General features: G+C 60.0%; 22 protein-coding genes. 4 read left to right on the forward strand and 18 right to left on the reverse strand.

What is annotated here, in order from left to right:
• Positions 1 to 215 precede the first annotated feature (215 nt).
• Together RGR602_RS00860 and RGR602_RS00865 are read right to left on the reverse strand one after the other, a co-directional pair.
• Entirely contained in the window at positions 216 to 1,604 is a 1,389-nt protein-coding gene (locus RGR602_RS00860; RefSeq protein ID WP_039846568.1) for a M20/M25/M40 family metallo-hydrolase, read from the reverse strand.
• Between the two features lie 91 nt (positions 1,605 to 1,695).
• The gene (locus RGR602_RS00865; protein WP_022713262.1) at positions 1,696 to 2,112 is read right to left on the reverse strand and encodes a MarR family winged helix-turn-helix transcriptional regulator; all 417 of its coding nucleotides are present in this window, start codon (positions 2,110 to 2,112) and stop codon (positions 1,696 to 1,698) included.
• Between the two features lie 572 nt (positions 2,113 to 2,684).
• On the opposite strand from RGR602_RS00865, the gene polA reads away from it, so the two are divergent.
• Both polA and RGR602_RS00875 read left to right on the forward strand, forming a co-directional pair.
• Positions 2,685 to 5,675, forward strand: a complete 2,991-nt coding sequence (polA, locus tag RGR602_RS00870; protein WP_039843530.1) for a DNA polymerase I — start codon at positions 2,685 to 2,687, stop codon at positions 5,673 to 5,675.
• A 164-nt stretch (positions 5,676 to 5,839) separates the two neighbouring features.
• Positions 5,840 to 8,119 carry a DNA translocase FtsK gene (locus tag RGR602_RS00875; protein WP_039843531.1) on the forward strand — a complete coding sequence of 760 codons (2,280 nt, stop codon included), beginning with the start codon at positions 5,840 to 5,842 and terminating at the stop codon, positions 8,117 to 8,119.
• Between the two features lie 6 nt (positions 8,120 to 8,125).
• Here the strand turns inward: RGR602_RS00875 and phnN are convergent, their stop codons facing one another.
• From phnN to phnG, 10 genes are all read right to left on the reverse strand, one after another.
• Positions 8,126 to 8,725: a phosphonate metabolism protein/1,5-bisphosphokinase (PRPP-forming) PhnN gene (gene phnN, locus RGR602_RS00880; RefSeq protein ID WP_039843532.1), complete on the reverse strand. Its 600-nt coding sequence runs from the start codon at positions 8,723 to 8,725 to the stop codon at positions 8,126 to 8,128.
• Complete coding sequence (locus RGR602_RS00885) at positions 8,722 to 9,861, reverse strand: alpha-D-ribose 1-methylphosphonate 5-triphosphate diphosphatase (RefSeq protein ID WP_039843533.1); 1,140 nt, start codon at positions 9,859 to 9,861, stop codon at positions 8,722 to 8,724. Before RGR602_RS00885 ends, phnN begins: the two co-directional genes overlap by 4 nt.
• A gap of 11 nt (positions 9,862 to 9,872) precedes the next feature.
• Positions 9,873 to 10,568: a DUF1045 domain-containing protein gene (locus tag RGR602_RS00890; protein ID WP_039846569.1), complete on the reverse strand. Its 696-nt coding sequence runs from the start codon at positions 10,566 to 10,568 to the stop codon at positions 9,873 to 9,875.
• Between the two features lie 150 nt (positions 10,569 to 10,718).
• A complete protein-coding gene (locus tag RGR602_RS00895) occupies positions 10,719 to 11,336 on the reverse strand; it encodes a DapH/DapD/GlmU-related protein (RefSeq protein WP_039843534.1) in 618 nt (205 codons plus the stop codon).
• Positions 11,333 to 12,043, reverse strand: a complete 711-nt coding sequence (gene phnL / locus RGR602_RS00900; RefSeq protein ID WP_039843535.1) for a phosphonate C-P lyase system protein PhnL — start codon at positions 12,041 to 12,043, stop codon at positions 11,333 to 11,335. Before phnL ends, RGR602_RS00895 begins: the two co-directional genes overlap by 4 nt.
• A gap of 12 nt (positions 12,044 to 12,055) precedes the next feature.
• Positions 12,056 to 12,832, reverse strand: coding sequence for a phosphonate C-P lyase system protein PhnK (gene phnK, locus RGR602_RS00905; RefSeq protein WP_022713271.1), 777 nt, complete (start codon positions 12,830 to 12,832; stop codon positions 12,056 to 12,058).
• Entirely contained in the window at positions 12,829 to 13,707 is an 879-nt protein-coding gene (locus tag RGR602_RS00910; protein WP_039843536.1) for an alpha-D-ribose 1-methylphosphonate 5-phosphate C-P-lyase PhnJ, read from the reverse strand. The genes phnK and RGR602_RS00910 overlap by 4 nt, the downstream gene beginning before the upstream one ends.
• Entirely contained in the window at positions 13,704 to 14,810 is a 1,107-nt protein-coding gene (locus tag RGR602_RS00915; RefSeq protein ID WP_039843537.1) for a carbon-phosphorus lyase complex subunit PhnI, read from the reverse strand. The genes RGR602_RS00910 and RGR602_RS00915 overlap by 4 nt, the downstream gene beginning before the upstream one ends.
• Before the next feature lie 3 nt (positions 14,811 to 14,813).
• Positions 14,814 to 15,422: a phosphonate C-P lyase system protein PhnH gene (gene phnH, locus RGR602_RS00920; protein WP_039843538.1), complete on the reverse strand. Its 609-nt coding sequence runs from the start codon at positions 15,420 to 15,422 to the stop codon at positions 14,814 to 14,816.
• A complete protein-coding gene (gene phnG / locus RGR602_RS00925) occupies positions 15,422 to 15,898 on the reverse strand; it encodes a phosphonate C-P lyase system protein PhnG (RefSeq protein ID WP_039843539.1) in 477 nt (158 codons plus the stop codon). The genes phnH and phnG overlap by 1 nt, the downstream gene beginning before the upstream one ends.
• Before the next feature lie 116 nt (positions 15,899 to 16,014).
• Here phnG and phnF point away from each other — a divergent pair, with 116 nt between their 5' ends.
• Positions 16,015 to 16,752 (forward strand): phosphonate metabolism transcriptional regulator PhnF, encoded by a 738-nt coding sequence (gene phnF, locus RGR602_RS00930; RefSeq protein ID WP_039843540.1) that lies wholly within the window; start codon positions 16,015 to 16,017, stop codon positions 16,750 to 16,752.
• A 50-nt stretch (positions 16,753 to 16,802) separates the two neighbouring features.
• Here the strand turns inward: phnF and RGR602_RS00935 are convergent, their stop codons facing one another.
• The 6 genes from RGR602_RS00935 to mepA form a co-directional block, all read right to left on the reverse strand.
• Positions 16,803 to 17,438: a 2,3-bisphosphoglycerate-dependent phosphoglycerate mutase gene (locus RGR602_RS00935; protein ID WP_039843541.1), complete on the reverse strand. Its 636-nt coding sequence runs from the start codon at positions 17,436 to 17,438 to the stop codon at positions 16,803 to 16,805.
• Between the two features lie 22 nt (positions 17,439 to 17,460).
• Positions 17,461 to 18,285, reverse strand: a complete 825-nt coding sequence (gene dapB / locus RGR602_RS00940; protein WP_039843542.1) for a 4-hydroxy-tetrahydrodipicolinate reductase — start codon at positions 18,283 to 18,285, stop codon at positions 17,461 to 17,463.
• An 18-nt stretch (positions 18,286 to 18,303) separates the two neighbouring features.
• A complete protein-coding gene (locus RGR602_RS00945) occupies positions 18,304 to 20,091 on the reverse strand; it encodes an ABC transporter ATP-binding protein (protein ID WP_039843543.1) in 1,788 nt (595 codons plus the stop codon).
• A gap of 95 nt (positions 20,092 to 20,186) precedes the next feature.
• Positions 20,187 to 21,212, reverse strand: coding sequence for a glucokinase (locus RGR602_RS00950; RefSeq protein WP_039843544.1), 1,026 nt, complete (start codon positions 21,210 to 21,212; stop codon positions 20,187 to 20,189).
• Between the two features lie 14 nt (positions 21,213 to 21,226).
• The gene (locus RGR602_RS00955) at positions 21,227 to 21,607 is read right to left on the reverse strand and encodes a methylglyoxal synthase (protein ID WP_022713281.1); all 381 of its coding nucleotides are present in this window, start codon (positions 21,605 to 21,607) and stop codon (positions 21,227 to 21,229) included.
• A gap of 88 nt (positions 21,608 to 21,695) precedes the next feature.
• Positions 21,696 to 22,751, reverse strand: coding sequence for a penicillin-insensitive murein endopeptidase (gene mepA, locus RGR602_RS00960; protein WP_039843545.1), 1,056 nt, complete (start codon positions 22,749 to 22,751; stop codon positions 21,696 to 21,698).
• Positions 22,752 to 22,992: 241 nt separating this feature from the next.
• On the opposite strand from mepA, the gene RGR602_RS00965 reads away from it, so the two are divergent.
• Positions 22,993 to 24,828, forward strand: a complete 1,836-nt coding sequence (locus tag RGR602_RS00965; RefSeq protein ID WP_039843546.1) for an extracellular solute-binding protein — start codon at positions 22,993 to 22,995, stop codon at positions 24,826 to 24,828.
• Positions 24,829 to 24,893 lie beyond the last annotated feature (65 nt).

Consider the following 24,893-nt stretch of genomic DNA (forward strand, 5'->3'; position numbering starts at 1 on the left):
CTTAAGCGTTTGCCGTTTTCCATATCATTCCGACTGCTGGGCGTCTTAACGGCGTGTTAACCTTTCGGGATCAATCTTGGGCAAAGTCCGCTTTTTCCTTGACCACGGATGTACTGGCATTGAAGCGAAGCGGATGATGAAGGCCGGTTTATCCGGCCTTTGTTTTTGTCTGAATGCGTGCCCGCGTAAATCATCGCGAGGCACGCACTTTTCGTTCAAGCTGCCAATGCGTCGAGGATGCGCACCCAGGAGCGGATGCCCTTGTGGTAGGAGGCGAGTTCGTATTTCTCGTTGGGCGAATGGATCCGGTCATCTGCGAGGCCGAAGCCCACGAGCAGCGATTCCATGCCGAGCATTCTCTGGAAATCGCCGACGATCGGGATCGAGCCGCCCATGCCGATAACGACGGCGGGCTTGGGCCATTCGTCGGAAAGCGCGTTCTTCGCTTTCGTGATCACCGGCGAATCATAGGCAAGGTGAATTGCCGGCGAGGCGCCATGGGCATGGAACTCGACCGAGCAATCGGCCGGCACCTTCGAGCGGACATAGTTTCGGAACGTCTCTCGAATCTTTGCCGGATCCTGTTTGCCGACGAGGCGGAAGGAAACCTTAGCCGACGCCTTGGCGGCAATCACTGTCTTGAAGCCTTCGCCGGTATAGCCGCCCCATATGCCGTTGACTTCAGCCGTCGGGCGCGCCCAGGTGAGTTCCAGAACGGAACGGCCTTTTTCACCCGACGGCACCGAAAGGCCGACTTGGCCGAGTAAGTCTTCAGCGCTCTGGCCGAGCTTTTCCCATGAGGCCTTGATGTTTGCAGGCGTTTCCTCGACGCCTTCATAAAAATTCTCGAGTGTTATGCGGCCAGTTTCGTCGTGCAGACCGGCGAGCGCTGTTGTCAGGACATGGATCGGATTCGCTGCCGCGCCGCCGAAAAGCCCGGAATGAAGATCGCGGTCGGCCGCCGTAACGACGACTTCTTCACCGACAAGGCCGCGAAGGGCAGCAGCAATCGCCGGGGTCTCGCGGTCCCACATGCCGGTATCGCAGACAAGCGCATAGTCGGCCTTCAGTTCTGTCGCATTTGCCTCCAGAAAGGGCTTGAGCGACGGCGAGCCGGATTCCTCTTCGCCCTCGAAAAGGATAGTGATGCGGCAGGGAAGCGCGCTGTTGACCTCTTTATAGGCTCGGCAAGCTTCGACGAAGGTCATGAGCTGGCCCTTGTCGTCGGCGGTGCCGCGGCCCGTCAGGATCTTGCGGCCATTGCCCATGTCCTTGATGGCTGGTTCGAAGGGATCGTTGTCCCAAAGCTCGATGGGATCAACCGGTTGAACGTCGTAGTGGCCGTAAAACAGCACATGCGGCGCATCCGCGCTGGCGCCGGAATGATGTGCAACGACCATCGGGTGACCGGGAGTATCGCGAACGGAAGCTTCGAAACCCAGTGTCTTCAAATAGGCGACCAGCCATTCGGCAGCCGTGTGGCACTCGGCTTTGTACGCCGGGTCAGTCGAGATCGATTTGATGCGCAGCAACTCGAACAATCTGTCCAGGCTTGAACCGAGGTTCTGATCGGCGCGCGAAAGCACCGGGGTTACGTCTGTCATTTCCGACTCCTTTCGAGATTCGGCCGGACGATAGACCAAAGGCGGGGACGTTTCGAGGAAGAAAAATCGAAACGAGGGAGCGCCTAGACGGTCAGATTTTCTTCGCGTTTTCGAGGAGGCGGCGGATATATTCCAGCATCAGTTCGCGTTCGAAGGTCTTGAAGCCTTGGAAAAGCGCCAGGTCGGCTTCACGTGCGATCTTGACCGCTTCATCTTCGATGGCCCGCGCATTGGGCGTCAGGAAGATCAGTTGCGCTCGTTTGTCGGAAGGATGGGGACGGCGCTCGATGAGGCCATCGCGCGCCATGCGCGCAAGCGTATTGGCCATCGTCGCCTGTTCGATATCGACGCGTTCGAGCAATTGCTTCTGCGTGAGGCCATCTTCCGCCCAAAGTTCGAGAAGGATCGGGAATTGCCCGGGGGAAAAACCAAGCCCCGCCGCGCGCTGCTGCAGCGAGCGGGCAAAACCCTTGGCCAACTGGCTGGCAAGATATGCTCCCGAATCCATCCTATTAAATCCCATGATTGCAGTTAGGCTCAAAAACTGACGCGAAACAATGCAACAAATCGCATGCGATGGATCAAAACTTGTCCTTTAAGCTTCATAAATGTGCATCTTCGCCAAAAAACAAAGCCGCCATGGCCTGGAGGTTGGCCATGGCGGCTTGAAAATGGGGACAAAGGCCCGGAGAGGGGGATAAGGCCTTTGTCCAAGCCTGATGCGGCGGGGGACAAGCCGGTAATCAGACCCTCGGCGCGATCAAACGCCGGTAGACCTGATTTGTGACCGGGAATGTGGTTTTTCAAGGGAAGCCGGCCGAGCCGATAATTACAAATTGGTAACAGTTCGGTGAAGCATTAATTCGCGCGCCCTCCAGCAATCATTCCAGAAGAACACAAGGTTCCATTCGCTGGCAATGACGACTGCCACGAGAGCAAGCGGGACGGCATAGGCGAGCGCAGCACCTGTGCTTTTCCATAGGCAAGTCTTTCCGAAGGCGAGGGGGGGTCAGCAATAAATAGAACCGCAAACTGCATGTGCAATGGACGTTTCCATCTCGCCACGCTATCCATGCAGCCATGAAAAAAGGCGATCATCTTTTCCTTATTGACGGTTCGGGTTTCATCTTCCGGGCGTTTCACGCCCTGCCGCCGCTGACGCGCAAGTCCGACGGCTTGCCGGTCGGCGCAGTCTCTGGCTTCTGCAATATGCTCTGGAAGCTGCTGACCGATGCGCGTGACACCTCCGTCGGCGTCACGCCGACGCATCTTGCAGTTATCTTCGACTACTCGGCAAAGACCTTTCGCAAGGATTTGTATGATGCCTACAAGGCCAATCGCTCGGCACCGCCGGATGAGCTGATACCGCAATTCGGGCTAATCCGCGAGGCGACGCGCGCCTTCAACCTGCCCTGCATCGAGACTGAAGGGTTCGAGGCCGACGATATCATCGCCACCTATGCCCGGCAGGCGGAAGGGACGGGCGCCGATGTGACGATCGTCTCCTCCGACAAGGATCTGATGCAGCTCGTGACGCCGAACGTCCACATGTACGACAGCATGAAGGACAAGCAGATCGGCATCCCTGACGTCATCGAGAAATGGGGCGTACCGCCCGAAAAGATGATCGACCTGCAGGCCATGACCGGCGATTCGGTCGACAATGTCCCAGGTATTCCCGGTATCGGCCCGAAGACCGCCGCCCAGCTTCTTGCAGAATACGGCGATCTCGACACGCTGCTGGACCGTGCGCATGAGATCAAGCAGGAAAAGCGCCGCCAGACGATTCTCGAGAATGCCGACAAGGCGAGGCTTTCGCGCGAATTGGTTCGGCTGCGATCTGATGTACCGCTGGTGCTTGGTCTGGACGACCTCGTTCTCGAAGTGCAGAACGGCCCGAAGTTGATCGGTTTCCTGAAGGCGCTGCAATTCACGACGCTGACGCGCCGTGTGGCGGAGGCCTGCAATTGCGATGCCAGTGCCATCGAGGCGGCCGACGTAAAAGTCGAGTGGGGTACTACTGCGCACGGCCCCGATCTTGATGCCGTTGAACCGGAGCCGGTTGCGGGCGGCATCCCGGATGTCGAGGGCGCTGCCGTTCCGATTCCCGTCAAGGCCAAGCCCGCCGGCAAAGGCTTTACGCCCGCCGAACTCGCCAAGGCGCGCGCCGAAGCCTTTGCAGTGCTGCCATTTGATCATTCCACCTACGTGACGATCCGCGATCTCGCGACGCTCGACAAATGGATTGGCGATGCGCGGGCAACCGGCCTGGTCGCCTTCGAAACCGAAACCACTTCGCTTGATGCGATGCAGGCGGAGCTGGTTGGGTTCTCGATGGCGATTGCCGACAACGACAAGAACCCGGCGGGCGTCAAGACGCGCGCCGCCTATCTCCCGATCAGCCATAAGAACGGCGTCAGCGATCTCCTTGGCGGCGGGCTTGCGGACAATCAGATACCGATGCGGGATGCGCTGCCGCGGCTAAAGGCGCTGCTCGAAGACGAGTCCGTTCTCAAGGTCGCGCAGAACCTGAAATATGACTATCTGCTGATGAAGCGATATGGCGTCGAGACAAAGAGCTTCGACGATACGATGCTGATGTCCTACGTGCTCGACGCCGGCACCGGCGCGCATGGAATGGACTCGCTCTCAGAGAAAATTCTCGGCCATAAGCCGATTGCTTACAAGGATATCGCAGGAAGCGGCAGGGCGAATGTTACGTTCGACCTTGTCGATATCGATCGTGCTACGCACTACGCTGCCGAAGACGCCGATGTGACATTGCGGCTCTGGATGGTGCTGAAGCCACGACTTGCCGCAGCAAAGCTGACGGCTGTCTACGAGCGTCTGGAGCGCCCGCTGCTGCCGGTACTGGCGCGCATGGAAGAACGCGGCATCACGGTCGACCGTCAGATCCTGTCCCGCCTTTCCGGTGAACTGGCGCAAGGCGCAGCGCGCCTGGAGGACGAAATCTATGCGTTGGCGGGTGAGAAGTTCACGATCGGCTCGCCGAAGCAGCTTGGCGACATTCTCTTCGGCAAGCTGGGGCTTGCTGGGGGCAGCAAGACGAAGACCGGGCAGTGGTCGACCTCGGCAAGCGTGCTGGAAGACCTTGCCGCGGCGGGTTTCGAACTGCCGCGCAAGATCGTCGATTGGCGCCAGCTGACCAAGCTGAAATCCACCTATACAGATGCGCTTCCCGGTTACGTGCATCCGCAGACGAAGCGCGTCCACACCTCCTATTCGCTGGCTTCGACGACGACAGGGCGGCTTTCGTCGTCCGAGCCGAACCTGCAGAACATTCCGGTGCGAACGCTGGAAGGCCGGAAAATCCGCACCGCTTTCATCTCCACGCCCGGGCATAAGCTGATCTCGGCCGATTACAGCCAGATCGAACTGCGCGTGCTCGCCCATGTCGCGGAAATTCCGCAGCTGACCCAGGCTTTTGCCGAAGGCATCGATATTCACGCGATGACGGCCTCCGAAATGTTCGGCGTTCCTGTCGATGGCATGCCGGCCGAAGTGCGCCGCCGCGCCAAGGCGATCAACTTCGGCATCATCTACGGCATTTCCGCCTTCGGCCTTGCCAACCAGCTCTCGATCGAGCGCTCGGAAGCGAGTGACTACATCAAGAAATACTTCGAGCGTTTCCCCGGCATTCGCGACTATATGGACAGCCGCAAACAGATGGCGCGCGACAAAGGCTATGTCGAAACGATCTTCGGGCGGCGAATCAACTATCCGGAAATCCGCTCCTCCAATCCTTCGGTGCGCGCCTTCAACGAGCGGGCTGCGATCAACGCACCGATCCAGGGCTCGGCAGCCGATGTCATCCGCCGGGCAATGATCAAGATCGAACCGGCACTCGCCGAAGCCGGACTTGAGGATCGGGTGCGCATGCTGTTGCAGGTGCACGATGAACTGATCTTCGAAGTCGAGGATGCCGACGTCGAAAAGGCGATGCCGATCATTGTATCCGTCATGGAAAACGCCGCCATGCCGGCGCTCGAAATGCGCGTGCCGTTGAAGGTCGATGCGCGCGCCGCGACCAATTGGGACCAAGCGCATTGAGCGCTTCGTCCTTCCGGCCCCAAAGATTTTTCTTGATGACTTAACTAATTGGCAAATATAGGTTTTTGGTTCTGTAGGTGTGTCTTTTCGACAAGGTTGGAAGGAACTTGTTAACCTTCGTTTTCTAATCCGGATGGGTCAGAAATTGAGTGAGTAGCGGGCGCATGCGTTTTCCCAGAACGAATTTGACGGATGCCGGTGATTTTTCCTCGGAAATAGACGTACAGCATGCGGGCGATGACATAAATGTCGCTCCCGCAGCGCCGGTTTGGCAAAGCAATTTCTCGCTTGCACCGAACGTGCGTTTTACCCGCACGCCGGAAAACCTGATCAGTAAACGCCGCGTGCCGGCCGAATCGGAACAGTCGTCTTGCGAGGAGATCGTCAGCGAAGGGCCGGCAGTTGATGTCGAGTCAAGCGCCCCGATGATGATTGACGTGCCGTTCGACGTCTACCTGCCGGAAGCCGCTCCATCCGCGTCCGAGACCGATCATCCCGAACATGTCGCCGAAATTCAGGTCGAGCCGGAATTTCGCGCTTCGTCCGAGCTGACCGGCATTTCCGATTTCGCCTTCTGGGAAGTCATGGCCTTCGAGGAGGCGACTGCGCCCCCGATTACCCTACCAGTTGCTTTCCTGCCAAAGGTTGAGGTCACGCCGGAATCGCTCATCCAACACTTCCGCGTGATGGAATGGCGCCCCGGAGGGAGGCCGCAAAAGCCCGACGCACCAGCCACGGCCACAGCCGCTCCAGCGCCTGTAAGGTCTATATCGAACGTGGCTCCGGCAGCTCGACCGGCCGCCCCACCGGTGACCGCGAGAACGCAGCCGATCGCGCCGATGCCAGTTCGCGTGCAGGCCGCTGCAGCCCTGGCGCCCGCACCGCGGGCTGTAACGCAGAAGACAATCCCGGCGAAAATCGATCCATCCGGCTACGAGTTTCCGCCCCGCTCGCTGCTGCAGGAACCACCGGAGCGTTTTGGCGAGATCATGCCGCAGGAAACGCTGGAGCAGAATGCCGGGCTGCTGGAAAGCGTGCTGGAGGACTTCGGCATCAAGGGCGAGATCATTCATGTCCGCCCAGGTCCGGTCGTAACGCTTTACGAATTCGAACCTGCACCCGGAGTGAAGTCGTCGCGCGTCATCGGCCTTGCCGACGATATAGCCCGCTCCATGTCGGCGCTGTCGGCCCGTGTCGCCGTGGTGCCTGGCCGCAATGTCATCGGCATCGAATTGCCGAACGCGATGCGCGAGACGGTCTATTTCCGCGAGATGATCGAGAGCCAGGATTTCGAGAAGAGCGGTTACAAGCTGGCACTCGGCCTCGGAAAGACGATCGGCGGCGAGCCGGTGATCGCCGAACTTGCGAAGATGCCGCACCTGCTGGTTGCCGGCACCACGGGCTCCGGTAAATCCGTCGCCATCAACACTATGATCCTCTCGCTGCTCTATCGCATGACGCCGGAACAATGCCGTCTCATCATGGTCGATCCCAAGATGCTGGAACTGTCCGTCTATGACGGCATCCCGCACCTATTGACGCCCGTCGTCACCGATCCGAAGAAGGCCGTGATGGCGCTGAAATGGGCGGTGCGCGAGATGGAGGAGCGCTACCGCAAAATGTCGCGCCTCGGCGTGCGCAACATCGACGGCTACAATGGCCGTGTCGCGCAGGCCCGCGAAAAGGGCGAGACAGTCCGCATCATGGTCCAGACCGGTTTCGACAAGGGCACAGGCGCGCCGATCGAAGAGCAGCAGGAAATGGACCTGACGCCGATGCCCTACATCGTCGTCATCGTCGACGAAATGGCTGACCTCATGATGGTTGCCGGCAAGGAGATCGAGGGCGCGATCCAGCGCCTGGCGCAGATGGCGCGCGCCGCCGGCATCCATCTCATCATGGCGACACAGCGTCCGTCGGTCGATGTCATCACCGGCACCATCAAGGCGAATTTCCCGACTCGCATCTCCTTCCAGGTCACGTCGAAGATCGACAGCCGCACGATCCTTGGCGAGCAAGGCGCCGAGCAGCTGCTCGGCCAGGGCGACATGCTGCACATGCAAGGGGGCGGCAGGATTTCTCGTGTCCACGGCCCGTTCGTCTCCGACCTCGAGGTCGAAAAGGTCGTCGCGCATCTGAAGACGCAGGGCCGTCCGGAATATCTGGATACGGTCACGGCTGACGAAGAGGAGGATGCCGAGCCGGAAGAAGGCGCCGTCTTCGACAAGAGCGCGATCGCGTCCGAGGACGGCAACGAGCTTTACGATCAGGCGGTCAAGGTCGTGCTGCGCGACAAGAAGTGCTCGACCTCATACATCCAGCGCCGCCTCGGCATCGGCTACAACCGCGCGGCATCGCTTGTGGAGCGCATGGAAAAGGAAGGCCTCGTCGGTCCCGCGAACCATGTCGGCAAACGTGAGATCGTGTCGGGGCGCGAAGAATGACGCCGGCTAACCAATTTTCGTAAGGAAGCTGTTGAGCGTCTCGATGATCTTGCGCCCGGCTTCTTCCAGCGAGCCGCTGTTGTCCAGTTCGGTGACGTCGTAATCGCCCCGTACGGTCAGCGGACCGCGGGCGAGGCGGGCCATAATGTCTTCGTGCGTCTCGCGGCCGCGGGCTTCGAGGCGGCCGGCCAGCACTTGCGGGCGGGCGGTCACGTTGATGACCTTGAGGCGGGGAAAAACGGCCTGGAAGAGGTGGAGTGCCGAGCGGGAGCCGTTGGCGATTACCAGGTGTCCCTTGGCGAGCGCGACGGAAACCTCTGCTGGAATGCCGTATTTCAGGCCATGGGCCTCCCACCAAACGGCGAAGTTGCCGGATTGCTCCATAGAGACGAAGCCTCCGTCGGAAACGGACAGATGATCTTCGCCGCCGGCATCGCGGTCCCGTGTGATGACGCGGCGAACGAAATGCACGTCGGGACGGCCGGCAAAATGCTTTGCCGCCAAGTTTATCAGCGTGTCCTTGCCGGCGCCGCTCGGGCCGACGACAACGACCATGATGCCTCGCTCTGTGCCGGGTACCAAATGTGGCTCGTGCGAGGGGATCATGCGACCCGGCGCCCTTCGCGCCAGACCGAACGGGTCACCGGCACGCCCTCGTCGCGGAAGACGCGGACAAGATCGGCACGAAGGCCGGTATCGATCCGGCCGCGATCATTGAGGCTGACGGTGCGCGCGGGCGTGGCGGTCACCATCGCGATGGCCTTGGACAACGAAATGGTCTCCACCTCGTCGGCAAGAATGAAGGGTGCGTAAAGCAAGCTGAGCGGTACGTAATCGGAAGAGAGTACGTCGAGGACGCCGCGCTCTGCAAGATCGCGAGCGGCGATGTTGCCTGAGTGAGACTTGCCGCGCACGACATTGGGAGCGCCCATCAGCACGCTCATCCCGTGCGTGTGCGATGCCTTGGCGGCGTCGAAGCTCGTTGGAAACTCCGCAAGGCGCACGCCGTTTTCGATCGCCTCGTCGACATGGGCAAGTGTCGCATCGTCGTGGCTCGCAACGGTGATACCACGCTCCTTGCAGACCTTGGCGATCGCGGAGCGGTGCGGCGTCGAATTGCGAGCGGATTCGCCGAGGCGCTTTTCGATGAAGCGCGCGAACGCCTCGTCCGAAAGGCCGCGCTTCTTCTGATAGTAGAAGACGTACTGATCCATCGTCTGGAACTGACGCTGGCCCGGCGCGTGGTCCATCAGCGAAACGAGGCGGACATAGGGATCGTCCTCGAAGTCTGCGAAATGCGCCAGCACGTTGTCGGCCGAAACTTCGCAGCGCAGGTGGATCAGGTGTTCCGCGCGAAGCCGGCCTTCCTGCTCGGCCTTCTGGATGGCGTCAGCCATCTCGCGCATTTCGCCGTGTTCAAAGCCACCGTCCTCGTCCGCGCCCATGCGCAGGCAGTCGAAAACGGTGGTGATGCCAGAGGTGACGATCTGGGCGTCATGGGCCTGGATGGCCGCCGTCTTGTTCCAGCGCAGGCCCGGGCGAGGCGAATAGTGGCCTTCCAGATGGTCGGTATGGAGTTCGACGAGGCCGGGGATCAGGTAATCGCCTTCGAAATCCTCTCCGTTTGCCGAATTGCCTTCGGAGATATCGGCAATCCTGCCGTCGCGGATCAAGAGCGAGCCATTCACGATCTCGTCTTCAAGAACGATGCGGGCGTTGGAAAGGACTGTCTCTGTGGTCATCTGCGGATCTCTTAGCGTTTGGCGCCGGCAAGCGGCAGCCAGGAATGAATCTTGAACGGTCCGCCGCGCTCTTCTTCGGTGAAGACCGCGAGGCCGGAAATGGAAAGCGGCCGGCCGATGAAGGCGGCGAAACGCTTCTCCAGGATCGATTTCATCAGTGCTGAGCGCTCTTCGGGCACTTGGCCGGTGAGCGTCATGTGGAAACCGAAATCCTCCATTACATAGGGATAACCCCAGCGCATGAGGTTGGCACGCTGGCTTTCCGTCAATTTTTCAGGCTTTCGCCTTGCAATATCGGCCTCGCAAAGCGCTGCGCGAAACGGCTCGAAGGACTTTACCACGCTTGCCGCGAAATCCTGAAGCGGCGCATGCAGAAAACCTGGAACGAGCGCAAAGAAGCGGCCGATCTGCCCGAGGACGAGTTCGGGGATTTCGAATGCCGGTGTACGGCCGGTGAAATCCTCCACGACAGCCATCAAGTCTTTCTCGTTGACCGAAGAGGCAAGCGCAAAAGGCGCCTTTATAGTCGCATGAAAGCCGTAACGGCGCGGATCGGCTGTCAGCTCGAATTGCTCCGCGGCCGTCATCCCATCTTCCTCTGGAGCCGGGTAAGTTTCGCCCACAAATGCGTCGCGCCCGAGCCAGATCGAGGCTGCGCCCGTCAGGGGATCGTTCTTTGGCGGCGTGAAATAGAGGGCGTAGCGCAAAAGTCTTGTCCTGAAAAGATGGTCGGGCAGAGCCGCAATGTCAGCGATTTGGCGATGGACTGCAAGCAAGCTCCCCGGCTAAAAGATTTCCGTGACAGAATGATGATCAAGCGGCGACATCGATCTTTCAGCGGCCTTGCCCGCAGAGCTTTAGCCATCATGCCGGCAAAGGAAGGCTTCGGCCGACAGCGCCCGGAAATCCTCGAGCGCTGCGCGCAATCTTGAATGCTCCCAATCCCACCAGGCAAGTTTGTCCATCCGCTCACCGATTTCCTTGGGGAAGCGTTCACGAATAAGCTTTGCAGGAACGCCGCCGACGATCGTGTAGGATGCAACATCGTTCGAGACGACGGCGCCGGCTCCAACCACCGAACCATTGCCGACAGTGACGCCGGGCAGGATGGTGGCCCCGTGGCCGATCCAGACATCATGACCGATGACGACGCGGTTGGAACGTCGCCATTCGAAGAATTCCGTCTCCATGTTCGCATCCGGCCAGTAGTCCGCGGCGCGATAGGTGAAGTGATGCAACGTCGCACGCCATGTCGGATGGTTGGTCGCGTTGATGCGAACTGCGGCGGCAATGTTTACGAACTTGCCGATCGTCGCGCACCAGATGGAGCCGTCCTGCATGATGTAGGAATAATCGCCGAATTCGACTTCGCTGATCCGGCAGCGTTCGGATATTTCCGTATAACGGCCAAGTGTGGCATCGCTGACGGAGGCGGTCTCATGAATATAGGGCGTGTCGCCCAGCTTCCGGCTCATGCTGCGACCGCCTTTCGCGGCGAAAACTGCTGGACGTCGAGGATGCGATCGGCGACCGCCTCTCGCACCTCCTCGTCATGGAATATGCCGAGAAGCGCAACGCCGGTCTTTTTTTTCTCCGCGATCATGCCGACGACCACGGCGCGGTTTGTCGCATCGAGAGAAGCGGTCGGCTCATCGAGCAGCAGCACCGTATGCTCTGTGATAAAACCGCGAGCGATGTTGACGCGCTGCTGCTCGCCACCCGAGAAAGTCGCAGGCGGCAGTTGCCATAACGCTTCGGGAAGATTGAGCTTTTCAAGCAGTGCTGCGGCTTTTTCGCGAGCGCCGGCTGCGGCCTCTCCGCGGGCAACCAGTGGTTCGGCAACGACATCGATCGCGGCAACGCGCGGCACGGTGCGCAGGAACTGGCTGACATAGCCCAGCGTATGACGGCGGACATCGATAACGGCGCGTGGGTCCGCAGCGGCAAGATCGACAACCCGGCCTTTGTGACTGATCAGGATCTGGCCGGTGTCGACGGCGTAGTTGCCGTAAATCATTTTGAGCAGCGAACTCTTGCCGATGCCAGAAGGGCCCCCAAGGACGACGCATTCGCTGGCAGCAACGGAGAAGGCGACATCGGAGATGACCGGCAGCTTGATGCCATCGCGCAAATGCATCGTGAAGCTCTTCGAGACTTCGGAAATGACGAGGGGCGTTGCCATGATTGTTGCCTTTCAGACCTGCAGGATCGATGAGACGAGCAATTGTGTGTAGGGCTCGCGCGGGTCATCGAGCACCCGATCGGTCAGACCGTGCTCAATGACATAGCCATCCTTCATCACCATCATGCGATGCGAGAGCAGACGCGCGACGGCGAGATCGTGCGTGACGATGATGGCCGAAAGGCCGAGATCATTGACGAGACCTCGAACCAGATCGAGCAGGCGCGCCTGAACCGAGACGTCGAGGCCGCCGGTTGGTTCGTCCATGAAGACGAGCCGCGGGCTGGTGACGAGATTGCGGGCGATCTGCAGGCGCTGGCGCATGCCGCCCGAAAAAGCGCGGGGCTGATCATCAATGCGGCCGGCGTCGATTTCGACACGCTCCAGCCAGTCGATGGCAGTCGAGCGGATTTTGCCGTAGTGCCGGTCGCCGATCGCCATCAGCCGTTCGCCGACATTGGCCCCGGCCGACACCGTCATGCGCAGGCCGTCGGCCGGATTCTGGTGCACGAAACCCCAATCGGTGCGCATCAGGAAGCGACGCTCTGCCTCGTTCATGCGGTAGAGATCGCGATAGTTTCCGTCGCGCATATGATATTCGACGCTGCCGGTCGTCGGCATCAGGCGCGTCGAGATACAATTGAGTAGCGTCGTTTTGCCGGAACCGGATTCGCCCACGACGGCCAGCACTTCGCCCGGCCAGAGCTCGAAAGAGGCATTCCGGCAGCCGATACGATTGCCATAGAATTTCGAAACGTCGTTGACTTTGAGGAGAGGGGTGTCGGTCACTCCGCAGCCTCCTTCGGCGCAAGCATCTCGCCTGCATGTCCCTGCTCGCGGCGGTCTTCGCAATGGTCGGTATCGGAGCAGACGAACATCCGGCCGCCCTTATCGTCGAGGATCACTTCGTCGAGATAGACATCCTCCGCGCCGCAAAGCGCGCAGGGTTTGCCGAAGCGCTGGATTTCAAAAGGGTAGTCTTCGAAATCGAGGCTGACGACTTCCGTATGGGGCGGCACGGCATAGATCCGTTTCTCGCGGCCGGCGCCGAAGAGCTGCAGCGCGTTCGACAGATGCATTTTCGGATTGTCGAATTTTGGCGTCGGCGAAGGATCCATCACGTAGCGGCCGGCGACCTTCACCGGATAGGCATATGTCTTGGAGATGCGGCCGTTATGGGCGATGTCCTCATAGAGCTTCACATGCATGAGGCCGTATTCTTCTAGCGCATGCATCTTTCGCGTTTCGGTTTCACGTGGCTCGAGGAAGCGGAGCGGTTCGGGGATCGGCACTTGGTAGACGAGCACTTGGTTGGCTCCGAGCGTTTCTTCCGGGATGCGGTGGCGCGTCTGGATGATCGTCGCGTCCCTGGTGTGGGTGGTCACCGCGACGTTTGCGACCTTCTGGAAGAAGGCGCGGATGGAGACAGCGTTTGTGGTGTCGTCGGCGCCCTGGTCGATGACCTTGAGCACGTCGTCCGGCCCGATGATTGAAGCAGTCACCTGCACTCCACCGGTGCCCCACCCATAGGGCATGGGCATTTCGCGCGAAGCAAAAGGCACCTGATAACCGGGAATCGCGATTGCCTTGAGGATGGCGCGGCGGATCATCCGCTTGGTCTGCTCGTCGAGATAGGCGAAGTTGTAGCTGGCAAGATCACTCATTCGGCCGCCTCCTTGATGGTGTCGCCGCCGGCTCGGTTTGCCTCGAAGTCGCGGCGCATGCGGCGGACAAGGTCCAGTTCGGCCTGAAAATCCACATAGTGCGGCAATTTCAGATGCTCGACGAAACCGGTCGCCTGGACATTGTCGGAGTGAGAAATGACGAATTCCTCGTCCTGTGCCGGCGCCGTGATGTCTTCCCCGAGCTCTTCGGCGCGTAGCGCGCGATCGACCAGCGACATCGACATCGCCTTCCGTTCGCTCTGGCCGAAGACGAGGCCGTAGCCGCGCGTGAACTGCGGCGGTGCCTTGGCCGAACCCTTGAACTGATTGACCATCTGGCATTCGGTCAATTGGATCGCGCCAAGCGACACGGCAAAGCCGAGTTCGGGAACATAAAACTCCACTTCGACCTCGCCGATGCGGATTTCCCCCGTGAAGGGATGATTGCGGCCGTAGCCTCGTTGCGTGGAGTAGCCGAGTGCCAGGAGGAAGCCCTCGTCGCCGCGGGCGAGCGCCTGCAGGCGAAGGTCGCGGCTCATCGGAAATTCCATCGGTTCACGAGTAAGGTCACCGATCTCGTGATCCTCCGGCATATCGCCGTCGGCCTCGATCAGCCCCTCCTGGCCAAGGATCTCCGACACGCGGATCATGCGGCCGGCTTCGGCAGGGCGTTGCGCCGGTTCTTCAACGGTCTCGTCGGAAAGCAGCGAAGGATCGAGCAGTCGGTGCGTATAGTCGAAGGTCGGACCGAGAAGCTGGCCGCCCGGCAAATCCTTGTAGGTCGCCGAAACGCGGCGCTCGATCTTCATCGCCGCGGTGTCGAGCGGTTTCGAATAGCCGAAGCGTGGCAGCGTCGTGCGATAGGCGCGCAGCAGGAAAATTGCCTCGATCATGTCGCCGCGCGATTGACGGACGGCAAGTGCGGCGAGCGTGCGGTCGTAGAGCGAGGCTTCCGCCATGACACGGTCGACGGCAAGGGCCAGCTGTGCGACGATCTGGTCGATGCCGATCGCAGGCAGCGAGCGGTCGCCGCGACGGCGGTCGGCAAGCAGGCGATGGGCGTTCTCGATGGCGGCCTCACCCCCTTTGACGGCAACATACATGGCTCACATCTCCGTTGCGATGATCTTGGTGGTGCGCGGCAAGCAGAGGAAACGGCTGCCTGCCGTCAGCACGAGGTCGATGCCACGCGGAAAGAGGGCGTGGTTTTCCGTCCAGAGCCGCAGGAACGCCTCTGGCAGGCCAACAGGCGCAATCTCGTTCACGCTTTGAATGCCGGGGCCTGTCAAGGCCAGCCGGCGGCCGCCTTCGAGTCCTGCAAGTTCGACGATCAGCGTTGTCGAGCGATCAGGATATTCCTGCGTGCCTAAGGCAAAGAGTCCGAACGAGGAAAGCGTCACGCCGTGCTCAATAAAGGCAAAGCTGGCTTCGGCCCTTTGAGGCACCACGGGCGCGCCGGTGTGAAAGCCGAGCCAATCAAGCATTGCCGATTTCGCGAGCCCCGAAGAGAGCCAAACCGGTGTATCATGGTCGCACAGTGTCAGCGCAATTGCACCTGCAGCTACGCCAAGTGGCGCAGGTGGCGCAACTTCGGGCGCGATGGTCTGGATCGTGCCGGGACGCGCCATGCCATCCATCATGGTCTTGAAGACGCTTTGGGCGTGGAAGACCGGTTCGGCAAAACCACCTGTCAGGGCTTCTGTCTTGAGGCTCATCAGTCGTCTCCGCGCACCATGGTGAAGAAATCGACCCGTGTCGCCGCCGTCTCGTCCGCCTTGCGGCGATCGACCCCAGCGATCCGCGCCGCGATCGGCGAAAGCAGCCTCTCCTCGACGAAATCCTTCATCGCATCGTCCTGCCACAGTGCGTCGAAGATCGCGGCAAGCCTTACCTTTTCGCGGTCCGTGCCGAGCGCCTGTGCATGACCCACGGCGCCGGAACCAAGCCGTATTGTTGCGCGCGTAACCGTGACCTCGCCGAGATTGAAGGCGGCGCCGCCGCCGCCGATGCGGCCGCGCACCATCACCAGACCGGTTTCCGGCCCGCGCACCGGTTGAACCGATGGCTTTTCAGCGAGTGCGTCAAAGGCACCAACGAGTTCGTGCGGGTCAGCCCGCGCGAGAAGATCGGCAACGCGCTTGCGATCAATCTCGGGCTGGGTCGCAAGGCGCTTTTGTTTCGCTGACGTCATCGCCGCTCCTTTAAATGTCTATTGATATAGACAACCATACAAGGTATTTGTAGCCTTAAGGTGAAGACGTGACAAGCGTGTGACATCACTCAAGGGAACGTGCGGGGCGGGAACGAATGGCCGGACTGAACCAGGTACAGAGACAGACGGGCGTGGCGCTCTGGCGCCAGATCGCGGACCGGATTCGCGACGCAATCAGTGCCGGGGCTTATGACGAGACCGGCATGGTGCCGCCGGAAACTGTCCTGGCGCTGCAATTCGGCGTCAATCGCCATACGGTCAGAAGCGCGCTTGCCGCCCTTGCTCAGGAAGGCATCGTGCGCGCAGTGCAGGGCCGCGGCACCTTGATCGAGCGGAAGGACAGGCTGAATTTTCCGATCACGCGGCGTACGCGCTTCACCGCCGGTATTGGCGCTCAGGCGCGCGAGATGCGCGGCCTGCTGCTTGACCATGCGCAAGAGAGGGCTGATGCTGACGTTGCGCGCTGGCTGAAGCTTAGGTCCGGGACGGGGGTGATCCGTCTCGAAACATTGCGCCTGGCCGACAAGCGGCCGGTATCTTGCGCAACGACATGGTTTCCGGCCGACCGGTTTGCCGGTATCGACGAAGTCTATCGCAAGACGGAATCGATCACCAAGGCCTTTGCCGACCTCGGACTGCCGGATTACGTCCGCGCAACGACCGAGATTACCGCCGCTCACGCCGATTCACACGACATCGCCACGCTGGAATTGACGCCAGGCGCCATCCTGCTCATCGCCAAGGCAATGAATACCGATCTTGACGGCGTGCCGGTTCAGTATTCGATCAGCCGCTTTGCAGCCGACAGGGTGCAGTTCACGATAGAGAATTGAATTGAAAAAGCCGGGCAGCGAGCCCGGCTTTTGAATGAGATGTCGAAGGCTTAATGCGCCCCGGACATATCGCCGAGCACTTCCTTGGAAGCGACGGTGGAGTCGGCATTGAGCTTGTAGACCATGGGAACGCCGGTCGCGAGGTTGAGTGCCAGGATCTGTTCCTTGGTCAGGCGGTCCAGCACCATGACCAGCGAACGCAGCGAGTTGCCGTGGGCAGCGACGAGCACTTTTTCACCGCGCAGTACGCGTGGCAAGATCTCGGTGAGATAGTAAGGCCAGACGCGCGCGCCGGTGTCGCGCAGGCTTTCGCCGCCAGGAGGCGGGACGTCGTAGGAACGCCGCCAGATATGAACCTGCTCCTCGCCCCATTTGGCGCGGGCATCGTCCTTGTTGAGGCCCGAGAGGTCACCGTAGTCGCGCTCGTTCAGCGCCTGGTCGCGGATGGTCTTGAGGTCAGGCTGGCCAATCTTGTCGAGAATGAGCGTCAGCGTGTGCTGCGCACGCACGAGCGCCGACGTGAAGGCGACATCGAATTTTATGCCGTAGTCGGCAAGCGCCTGCCCTCCCGTATTGGCTTCTTCGATGCCAAGTTCGGTGAGATCCGGGTCCTTCCAGCCGGTGAAGAGATTTTTCAGGTTCCAGTCGCTCTGGCCGTGGCGAACGAGGACGAGGGTGCCGCTCATGAAATATGCCTCCGTAGTGAGATCAATGTGAGGAGAGCCCGAGCACGTCGAGCATGGAGTAAAAGCCGGGCTTCTTGTCGCGCGCCCAGAGTGCCGCCTTGATGGCGCCGCGCGCGAAGATCGAGCGGTCAGCGGCGCTGTGCGACATCGATACTATCTCGCCTTCTCCGGCGAAGAGAACGGAATGTTCGCCGATCACCGAACCGCCGCGCAGCGTCGCAAAACCGACCGTACCCGTCTCGCGCGCGCCGGTATGGCCGTCGCGGACGCGGACGGATTGCGACGACAGGTCGATATTCCGGCCTTTGGCGGCAGCTTCTCCCAGAAGCAGTGCGGTGCCCGACGGCGCATCGACCTTGCGCTTGTGGTGCATTTCGAGGATTTCGATATCCCAATCGGCAGCATCGAGCGCTCGTGCAGCTTGCTCTACGAAAACGCTGAGAAGGTTCACGCCAAGGCTCATATTGCCCGATTTCACGATACGCGCATGACGCGATGCTGCCGCGATCTTGGCGTTATCCGCATCCGAACACCCGGTGGTGCCGATGACATGGACGATGCGCGCCTGGGCGGCGAGTGCAGCAAATTCGTTTGTCGTCCCGGGCGTTGTAAAATCCAGGAGGCCGTCGGCATGAAGAAAGGCCGCGAGAGGGTCGTCCCCAATTATGACGCCGTTCGGTCCAAGGCCTGCGATTTCGCCTGCATCCTTGCCGACGAATGGCGAGCCGGGCCGGGCCACGGCCGCATGCAGCGTGACACCCTCCATGGAATCGATAAGCCGGATCAGCGTTTGTCCCATGCGACCCGCTGCCCCAACCACCACCAGCTTCATCGCAGCATCGCTCATGTCAGCTCATAATCCGTGTCAAAAAGAATCGGAGGCGGCGGGCCGCTGAAGATTGTTGAGGCGAGCGTAAAGTCCGTCGTTGCGCTTCGCAAGCGTCTCGTGATTGCCTTCTTCGACGACACGGCCCTGCTGCATCACGACCATCTTGTCGGCACGTACGACCGTCGAAAGACGATGGGCGATGACGACGACGGTGCGGCCGGTCATCGCTTCATCGAGCGCCCTCTGCACGGCCGCTTCGGATTCCGTATCGAGTGCCGATGTAGCCTCGTCGAGAAGCAGGATCGGCGCTTTCCGGACGAGCGCCCGGGCGATCGACAGTCGCTGGCGCTGGCCGCCTGACAGCGTCACGCCGTTTTCGCCGACGGGCGTGTCGTAGCCGTTGGATTGCGCGAGGATGAATTCATGGGCGTAGGCAAGCCGGGCAGCCTCTTCGACCTCGGCGTCCGTCGCTTCCGGCCGCCCGTATCGGATGTTTTCGCGGATCGTGCCTTCGAAGAGATACGGCTGCTGCGACACATAGGCGAGTTGCTGGCGAAGCGACTGTTTGGTGACGTGTGCAATATCCTGACCATCGATGAAAATCTGTCCGCTCTTCGGGTCGAAGAAGCGTGGAATGAGATTGATGACCGTTGATTTGCCGGCACCGGAAGGGCCCACAAGCGCCGTCGTCTTGCCGCCTTCTGCAACAAAACTCACGTTGTTGAGGATCGGATCGGCACTGTACGCGAAGGACACGTCACGGAATTCGATGCGGGCATCCGTCACATTCAACGGCTTGGCATCAGGAAGGTCGCGCTGACGCGGCTCCATGTCGAGCAGCTCGTAGATCATGCGGGCATTGACGACGGCGCGTTCCAGCTGAACCTGCAGTCTTGCAAGACGGCGGGCCGGATCGTAGGCGAGCAGCAATGCCGTTACGAAGGAGAAGAATGCGCCCGGCGGCACGTTATGATAGATCGAACGGTAAGCGGCATAGGCAAGGATGCTGGCGACGGCGAAACCGGCGAAGGTCTCCGTCATCGGCGCATTGCGCTCCGAGAGGCGCGCGATCCGATTTGCGCGGTTTTCAGCAGCCCCGACAAGCTTGTTGAGCTTGCGTACCAGTTCGCCCTCCATTGTGAAGGCTTTGACGATCGCAATTCCCTGGATCGTTTCCTGCATTGCGCCCAAGACATGGCTGTTGAGATGAATCGCTTCCCTGGTCACCTGACGCAGACGCTTGGAAAGATATCGCAAGCCGTAAAGGAGCGGCGGAGCCAGGATGAAGACTGCAAGACTTAGCAGCGGATCCTGAAAAACCATCACGCCGAGCAGCGCTATGAAAGTGAGCAGGTCTCGCGCAGTCGACGTGATGGTCAGATTCATGACATCGCGGATGCCGCCGACATTCTGGCTGACTTGCGCTGCGATGTGCGCCGAGCGGGCTTCGTTGTAGAAGCCGACGGACAGCGTCATCAGGTGGGCATAAAGGCGCCGCTGGTAGCGCGCCACGATGTTGTTTCCGATCCTGGACAGAGCAACCGCTTGGCCGTAGCTCGCAAAGCCACGCAGTACGAATGCGATGAAGATCGAAAGACAAATGATCCAGACCATGTCCGCACGGCGATTTGCGAAGGCTTCGTCAATGATTACCTTCATGATCCAGGCGGTGAACGCAGTCGAAAGTGCGACAACAACGAGGCAGCTGATCGCGAAAGCATAGCCCCCAATATGATCACGGCCGTTTTCGGCGATGATGCGCTTCAAGACGCCGGTGATGGTATCGCTGCTGACGGTGCGCTTTTTGTTCGCGGACGATTCCAAAAATGAAGCTTCCTGTCTCGGACTACGTGCGCCACATGAGCCGCGCGCTTGGGGCGGCTCTATAAAGAGTTGGCGCGCCTTTGGCTAGAGCGGCGCTATCGGCGCCAGCGGCGGCCTTCGGTCGAGACGCCGAAGCTTGCGGGCTGGCGGGCATAGAAGGAAAGCCCGGCAAGAGCTGCAAGCGGGTGAGTCACCACATAAGTCGGAATCGCCCTCAGCCAGTGCGAGTGCGGCGCTTTGTCCTCGAACGCGGCGCGGAATTCCGACCGTCTCAATGCAGGCAGGATCTTCTGCGAGATGCCGCCTGAAAGATAGACGCCGCCTTTGGCCATGAAGATCATCGCCAGATCGCCCGCGAGCCGGCCGAGGTAAGTTGAAAAAAGCGAGATGGTCTCCACGGCCGTCTTGTCGGTTTCAGCAAGCGCATGAGAGGTGATATCGGCCGGATCGCGGTATTTGGAATCAATGCCGTCCGCCTTGCATATCGCGCGGTAGAGATTGACAATGCCGCGCCCGCAAAGGATCTGTTCGGCCGCAACGCGGCCCTCGATCGTCTCGATATATGGAAAGATTTCCAGATCGCGCATGCTGCGTGGTCCGAGATCGACATGGCCGCCTTCGCCCGGCACCGGGATCCATGAGCCTTGCGCGTGCACAAGCCCGCCAACGCCGAGGCCGGTTCCCGGACCGAGCACAACACGGGAAGCGACAAGCTCTCTCGATGCGGTGCCAATGCGCTCACGATCGTTCTCACCGAGCGCGGAAATTGCCAGTGCCTGCGCCTCGAAGTCGTTGATGACAATCACGTCCTCGATGCCGAGACCTTCAAGCATCGTATGAGGACGGACGATCCAGTCGCAATTGGTCAGCGGAATTTCATCGCCATTGATCGGGCCGGCAACGGCGAGAATAGCCGCCCGCGGGCGCATGTCCGTCTTTGCAAAAACGCCCATCAGGATCGCTTCATCGATGGTTTTGAAATCGGCCGTGCGAACGTTCGGGAAATTGACGGCCTCGGCGGCGGCGTCCGCAAGAATGGAGAAGCGCGCATTCGTTCCGCCGATATCGCCAATCAGGATCGGAAAGGGCAGGTGGGCATCGCTGGTGTTGAGCATGGACATAGCCGGTTCCGTGTCTAGGCGTGCAGAGTCGGGATGAGCTTTTCGGCAGTCGCTTCGTTCAGCGCCATTGGAATATCGTAAACGATTGCAAGCCGCATCAATGCCTTCACGTCAACATCATGCGGCATCGGCGTCAATGGATCGACAAAAAAGATAAGCGCGCCGACTTCACCGGTCGAAATCAATGCGCCGATCTGCTGATCGCCGCCGAGCGGCCCGCTCTTCAGCCGGGTGACATCGAGATCGGGCACCGCGTCGAGGACGCGGCCGCCGGTTGTTCCGGTTGCCACGATCTTCCATTTGGAAAGCTGGTCTTTGTTGCGGCGGGCAAATTCCGCCATCTCGTTCTTCTTCTGGTCATGCGCAATCAATGCGAGGCATTTGCCGCCGGCCATGAAAAAGAACCTCCATCCCATGAATTCAATCGATTTGGCAGCCGCTTCTATAACAAGCCCACGATTTGAAAAACAAGCATTTCCGCTCTTATTGCACCAAGGGCTTGTCGGTGGGAACCGGGCCAACGGCAGGAAGAAGGTCTCCGGCTGCTGCAGGTACGGCCGGTGCGACTGTCAGGGCGGTTGCGGCCGAGCCGCCGTTAGTCGCCGCCATGGATGCAGCGGCCGGCGCATCCAGAACGGCCGCACAAGATTTCGGAAGATCGGACACCATCATTTCGCGCGGGGGCTTAGGTGGCCGGGCATTGGGCTTCGGTGCGGCCCACGGCTCCTTGGTGAACCACCAGGCCAGCGACTTGCCGCAGCCATCGTCGTCGGTAATTGGCGCCTGCGGCTTGCAGGCCGCAGCGCCCGGCGGACATTTCATACGAATGTGGAAATGCGAATCGTGGCCGTAGATCGGGCGCAGCTTGCCGAGGTTCGTGCGGTCGCCCGTCCAGGTGTCGCACATCTTTTTCTTGATTGCGGGGTTGACGAAAATGCGTTCCACCTCGCGATAGCTTGCCGCAAGCATCAACAGTTTGGCATGGGATTGCGTCCAGACCGTGGGATCGATTGTCAGGAACTTCCCCTTCTGCAGCGTCGTGGTGAAGGGAAGATCTTCGCGCTCCTGCGCTGTCATCCGGCGTGAAGGCATCGGCGTTAGCCAGACGTCGGCATCGAGGCCGATCTGATGCGAGGCGTGGCCGTTGAACATCGGCCCGCCGCGAGGTTGGGCAATATCACCGACCAGCAGCCCCGGCCAGCCGATCTTCTGTCGCGCATCGCGGGACAATTGCTCTAGCAATGCAATCATCGCCGGATCGCCCCAGCGGCGGTTTCGGGAAAGGCGCATCGTCTGCCATGTCGGACCATCCACGGGCAAGGCGACGCCGCCCAGCATGCACCCTTTCGAATAGAAGCCGATCGGTTGGGCCGGGCCCTGTGCGGGCAGGGAAACCGAACCGAAGAGTGCTTTGGCGCTGCCGGGACTCGGCTGTTTCTGCTGTGCTCCCGCATCGCCCGCAATCAGGCTTGCACCGACAATACCCGCCAAAGCGAGTCTGCCGATTGTCTGGAAAGGCGAAGCAAGGCGGAATGTCATGCGGTATCCTGAATGTCTGCCGGAGTGATTTGCATCGAATCTACCGTGAAAAGCAATTTTGGTGAATCGATGTTTTGGCAGCAAGGTTCGGGACGACGTTGGCAAGGCGGCTTGGGAACCCGTGTTCTGGGGCTTGAACTCGGTCAAAATTTTGCGAGATGGACGAAAACGTCACACTTTCCTGTTTTTTGCCTGTATTTCCCGTATTCTCGAAGAAAGCTAAAATGGCGGGGTTTGGTGAATGGCGGTCGCGTGGTCGAAAAGAAGTTTGCTCGTTGCTCTGGTTGCCTTGATCTCCTTGCCACTGGGAGTCTCGGCGCAAGACCAGAACTTCAGGATTGGCTCGTCGACGATAGGCGAACTCAAATACCAGCCCGGCTTCAAGCATTTCGATTACGTCAATCCGGACGCACCGAAAGGCGGGAATCTGAGGCTTTCGACATCCGGCACTTTTGACACCTTCAACCCGCTGCTTGCGAAGGGCGAGGCTGCGATCGGGCTGGCATTGTCCTTCGAAACCTTACTGAAATCTGCCGATGACGAAGTGCTCTCGTCATATGGCCTTCTGGCGGAGGGCGTTTCCTATCCTGACGACGTATCGAGCGCGACGTTCCGGCTTCGCGTGGAGGCGAAATGGGCGGATGGCCGACCTGTGACGCCTGAAGACGTCATCTTCAGCTTCGACAAGACAAAGGAACTTAGCCCGCTTCAGGCCAATTATTACAAGCATGTCGCCAAGGCAGAGAAGGTGGGCGATCGCGATGTGAAGTTCACCTTCGACGAAAAACACAACAAGGAACTGCCCAACATTCTAGGCCAGCTTGTTGTCGTCCCCAAACATTGGTGGGAGGGCACCGGCCCGGATGGCAAGCCTCGGGATATTTCGAAGACGACGCTCGAGCCGGTGATGGGGTCGGGACCATACAAGATCGCTGCCTTCTCCGCAGGCTCCACCATCCGCTACGAGCTGCGGGATGATTATTGGGGAAAGGACATCAATGTGAATGTCGGCCAGAACAACTTCCGTTCGGTCACATACACTTATTTCGGCGACCGTGACGTGGAATTCGAGGCCTTCCGCTCCGGCAATGTCGATTACTGGCAGGAAACGCAGGCAAGCCGCTGGGCCACCGGATACGATTTTCCGGCCGTAATGGAAGGCCGCGTCAAGAAGGAGGAAGTCCCCAACCCGCTGCGTGCCACCGGCATTCTGCAGGCTCTGGTGCCCAACATGCGGCGTGACGTCTTCAAGGACGAGAGGGTGCGCGAGGCGCTGAACTACGGGTTCGATTTCGAAGAGCTGAACCGCACGGTCGCCTTTAATAGCTACAAGCGTATCGACAGCTATTTCTGGAATACCGAGCTTGCCGCTTCCGGCCTGCCGCAAGGCCGGGAACTGGAGATTCTTCAAGGGTTGAAGGACAAGGTGCCGCCGGAAGTCTTCACCGCACCCTACAGCAACCCGGTCGGCGGCGATCCACAGAAGAGCCGCGACAACCTGCGCAAGGCGATCGCGCTTTTCAAGGAGGCCGGCTGGAACCTCAAGGGCAACCGCATGGTCAATGCCAAGACCGGCCAGCCGATGAGTTTCGAGATCCTGCTGTCCAGCCCGATGCTGGAGCGCTGGGTCGTGCCCTACGTCAACAACCTCAAGAAGATCGGCGTGGATGCGCGGGTGCGGACTGTCGATGCCTCGCAATATACCAATCGGGTGCGCAGCTTTGACTACGACATGATCTGGAACGTCTGGGCAGAGACGATGAATCCGGGCAACGAGCAAGCCGACTACTGGGGATCGGGTTCGGTTGCTCAACAGGGCTCCCGCAATTATGCCGGCATTGCCAATCCGGCAGTCGACGCGCTTGTTCGCATGATCATCTTCGCGCCGAACCGCGACGAACAGGTGGCGGCGATCAAGGCCATGGACCGCGTGCTGCTTGCCAACCACTATGTCATACCGCTCTTTTATCGTGACACCTATTGGATTGCCTATTGGAACACGGTCACACGGCCGGCTGAGCTGCCAGCCTACGCCCTTGGCTTTCCGGATGTCTGGTGGTCGAAGGATGCAAAATAGCGGGCTTGCATTGCCGGAACGGCTGGGTTCCAAATGGACCACCCGAATCACTTCGGAAAACCCTG

Source organism: Rhizobium gallicum bv. gallicum R602sp, assembly GCF_000816845.1.
GTDB classification, from domain to species: domain Bacteria; phylum Pseudomonadota; class Alphaproteobacteria; order Rhizobiales; family Rhizobiaceae; genus Rhizobium; species Rhizobium gallicum.

What these genes read in the sequence shown, in the direction of transcription:
- RGR602_RS00860 (WP_039846568.1), bottom strand. Translation starts at nt 1,604, where the DNA reads ATGACAGACGTAACCCCGGTGCTTTCGCGCGCCGATCAGAACCTCGGT.
- RGR602_RS00865 (WP_022713262.1), bottom strand. Translation starts at nt 2,112, where the DNA reads ATGGATTCGGGAGCATATCTTGCCAGCCAGTTGGCCAAGGGTTTTGCC.
- polA (WP_039843530.1), top strand. Translation starts at nt 2,685, where the DNA reads ATGAAAAAAGGCGATCATCTTTTCCTTATTGACGGTTCGGGTTTCATC.
- RGR602_RS00875 (WP_039843531.1), top strand. Translation starts at nt 5,840, where the DNA reads ATGCGTTTTCCCAGAACGAATTTGACGGATGCCGGTGATTTTTCCTCG.
- phnN (WP_039843532.1), bottom strand. Translation starts at nt 8,725, where the DNA reads ATGATCCCCTCGCACGAGCCACATTTGGTACCCGGCACAGAGCGAGGC.
- RGR602_RS00885 (WP_039843533.1), bottom strand. Translation starts at nt 9,861, where the DNA reads ATGACCACAGAGACAGTCCTTTCCAACGCCCGCATCGTTCTTGAAGAC.
- RGR602_RS00895 (WP_039843534.1), bottom strand. Translation starts at nt 11,336, where the DNA reads ATGAGCCGGAAGCTGGGCGACACGCCCTATATTCATGAGACCGCCTCC.
- phnL (WP_039843535.1), bottom strand. Translation starts at nt 12,043, where the DNA reads ATGGCAACGCCCCTCGTCATTTCCGAAGTCTCGAAGAGCTTCACGATG.
- RGR602_RS00910 (WP_039843536.1), bottom strand. Translation starts at nt 13,707, where the DNA reads ATGAGTGATCTTGCCAGCTACAACTTCGCCTATCTCGACGAGCAGACC.
- RGR602_RS00915 (WP_039843537.1), bottom strand. Translation starts at nt 14,810, where the DNA reads ATGTATGTTGCCGTCAAAGGGGGTGAGGCCGCCATCGAGAACGCCCAT.
- phnH (WP_039843538.1), bottom strand. Translation starts at nt 15,422, where the DNA reads ATGAGCCTCAAGACAGAAGCCCTGACAGGTGGTTTTGCCGAACCGGTC.
- phnG (WP_039843539.1), bottom strand. Translation starts at nt 15,898, where the DNA reads ATGACGTCAGCGAAACAAAAGCGCCTTGCGACCCAGCCCGAGATTGAT.
- phnF (WP_039843540.1), top strand. Translation starts at nt 16,015, where the DNA reads ATGGCCGGACTGAACCAGGTACAGAGACAGACGGGCGTGGCGCTCTGG.
- RGR602_RS00935 (WP_039843541.1), bottom strand. Translation starts at nt 17,438, where the DNA reads ATGAGCGGCACCCTCGTCCTCGTTCGCCACGGCCAGAGCGACTGGAAC.
- dapB (WP_039843542.1), bottom strand. Translation starts at nt 18,285, where the DNA reads ATGAGCGATGCTGCGATGAAGCTGGTGGTGGTTGGGGCAGCGGGTCGC.
- RGR602_RS00950 (WP_039843544.1), bottom strand. Translation starts at nt 21,212, where the DNA reads ATGTCCATGCTCAACACCAGCGATGCCCACCTGCCCTTTCCGATCCTG.
- RGR602_RS00955 (WP_022713281.1), bottom strand. Translation starts at nt 21,607, where the DNA reads ATGGCCGGCGGCAAATGCCTCGCATTGATTGCGCATGACCAGAAGAAG.
- mepA (WP_039843545.1), bottom strand. Translation starts at nt 22,751, where the DNA reads ATGACATTCCGCCTTGCTTCGCCTTTCCAGACAATCGGCAGACTCGCT.
- RGR602_RS00965 (WP_039843546.1), top strand. Translation starts at nt 22,993, where the DNA reads ATGGCGGTCGCGTGGTCGAAAAGAAGTTTGCTCGTTGCTCTGGTTGCC.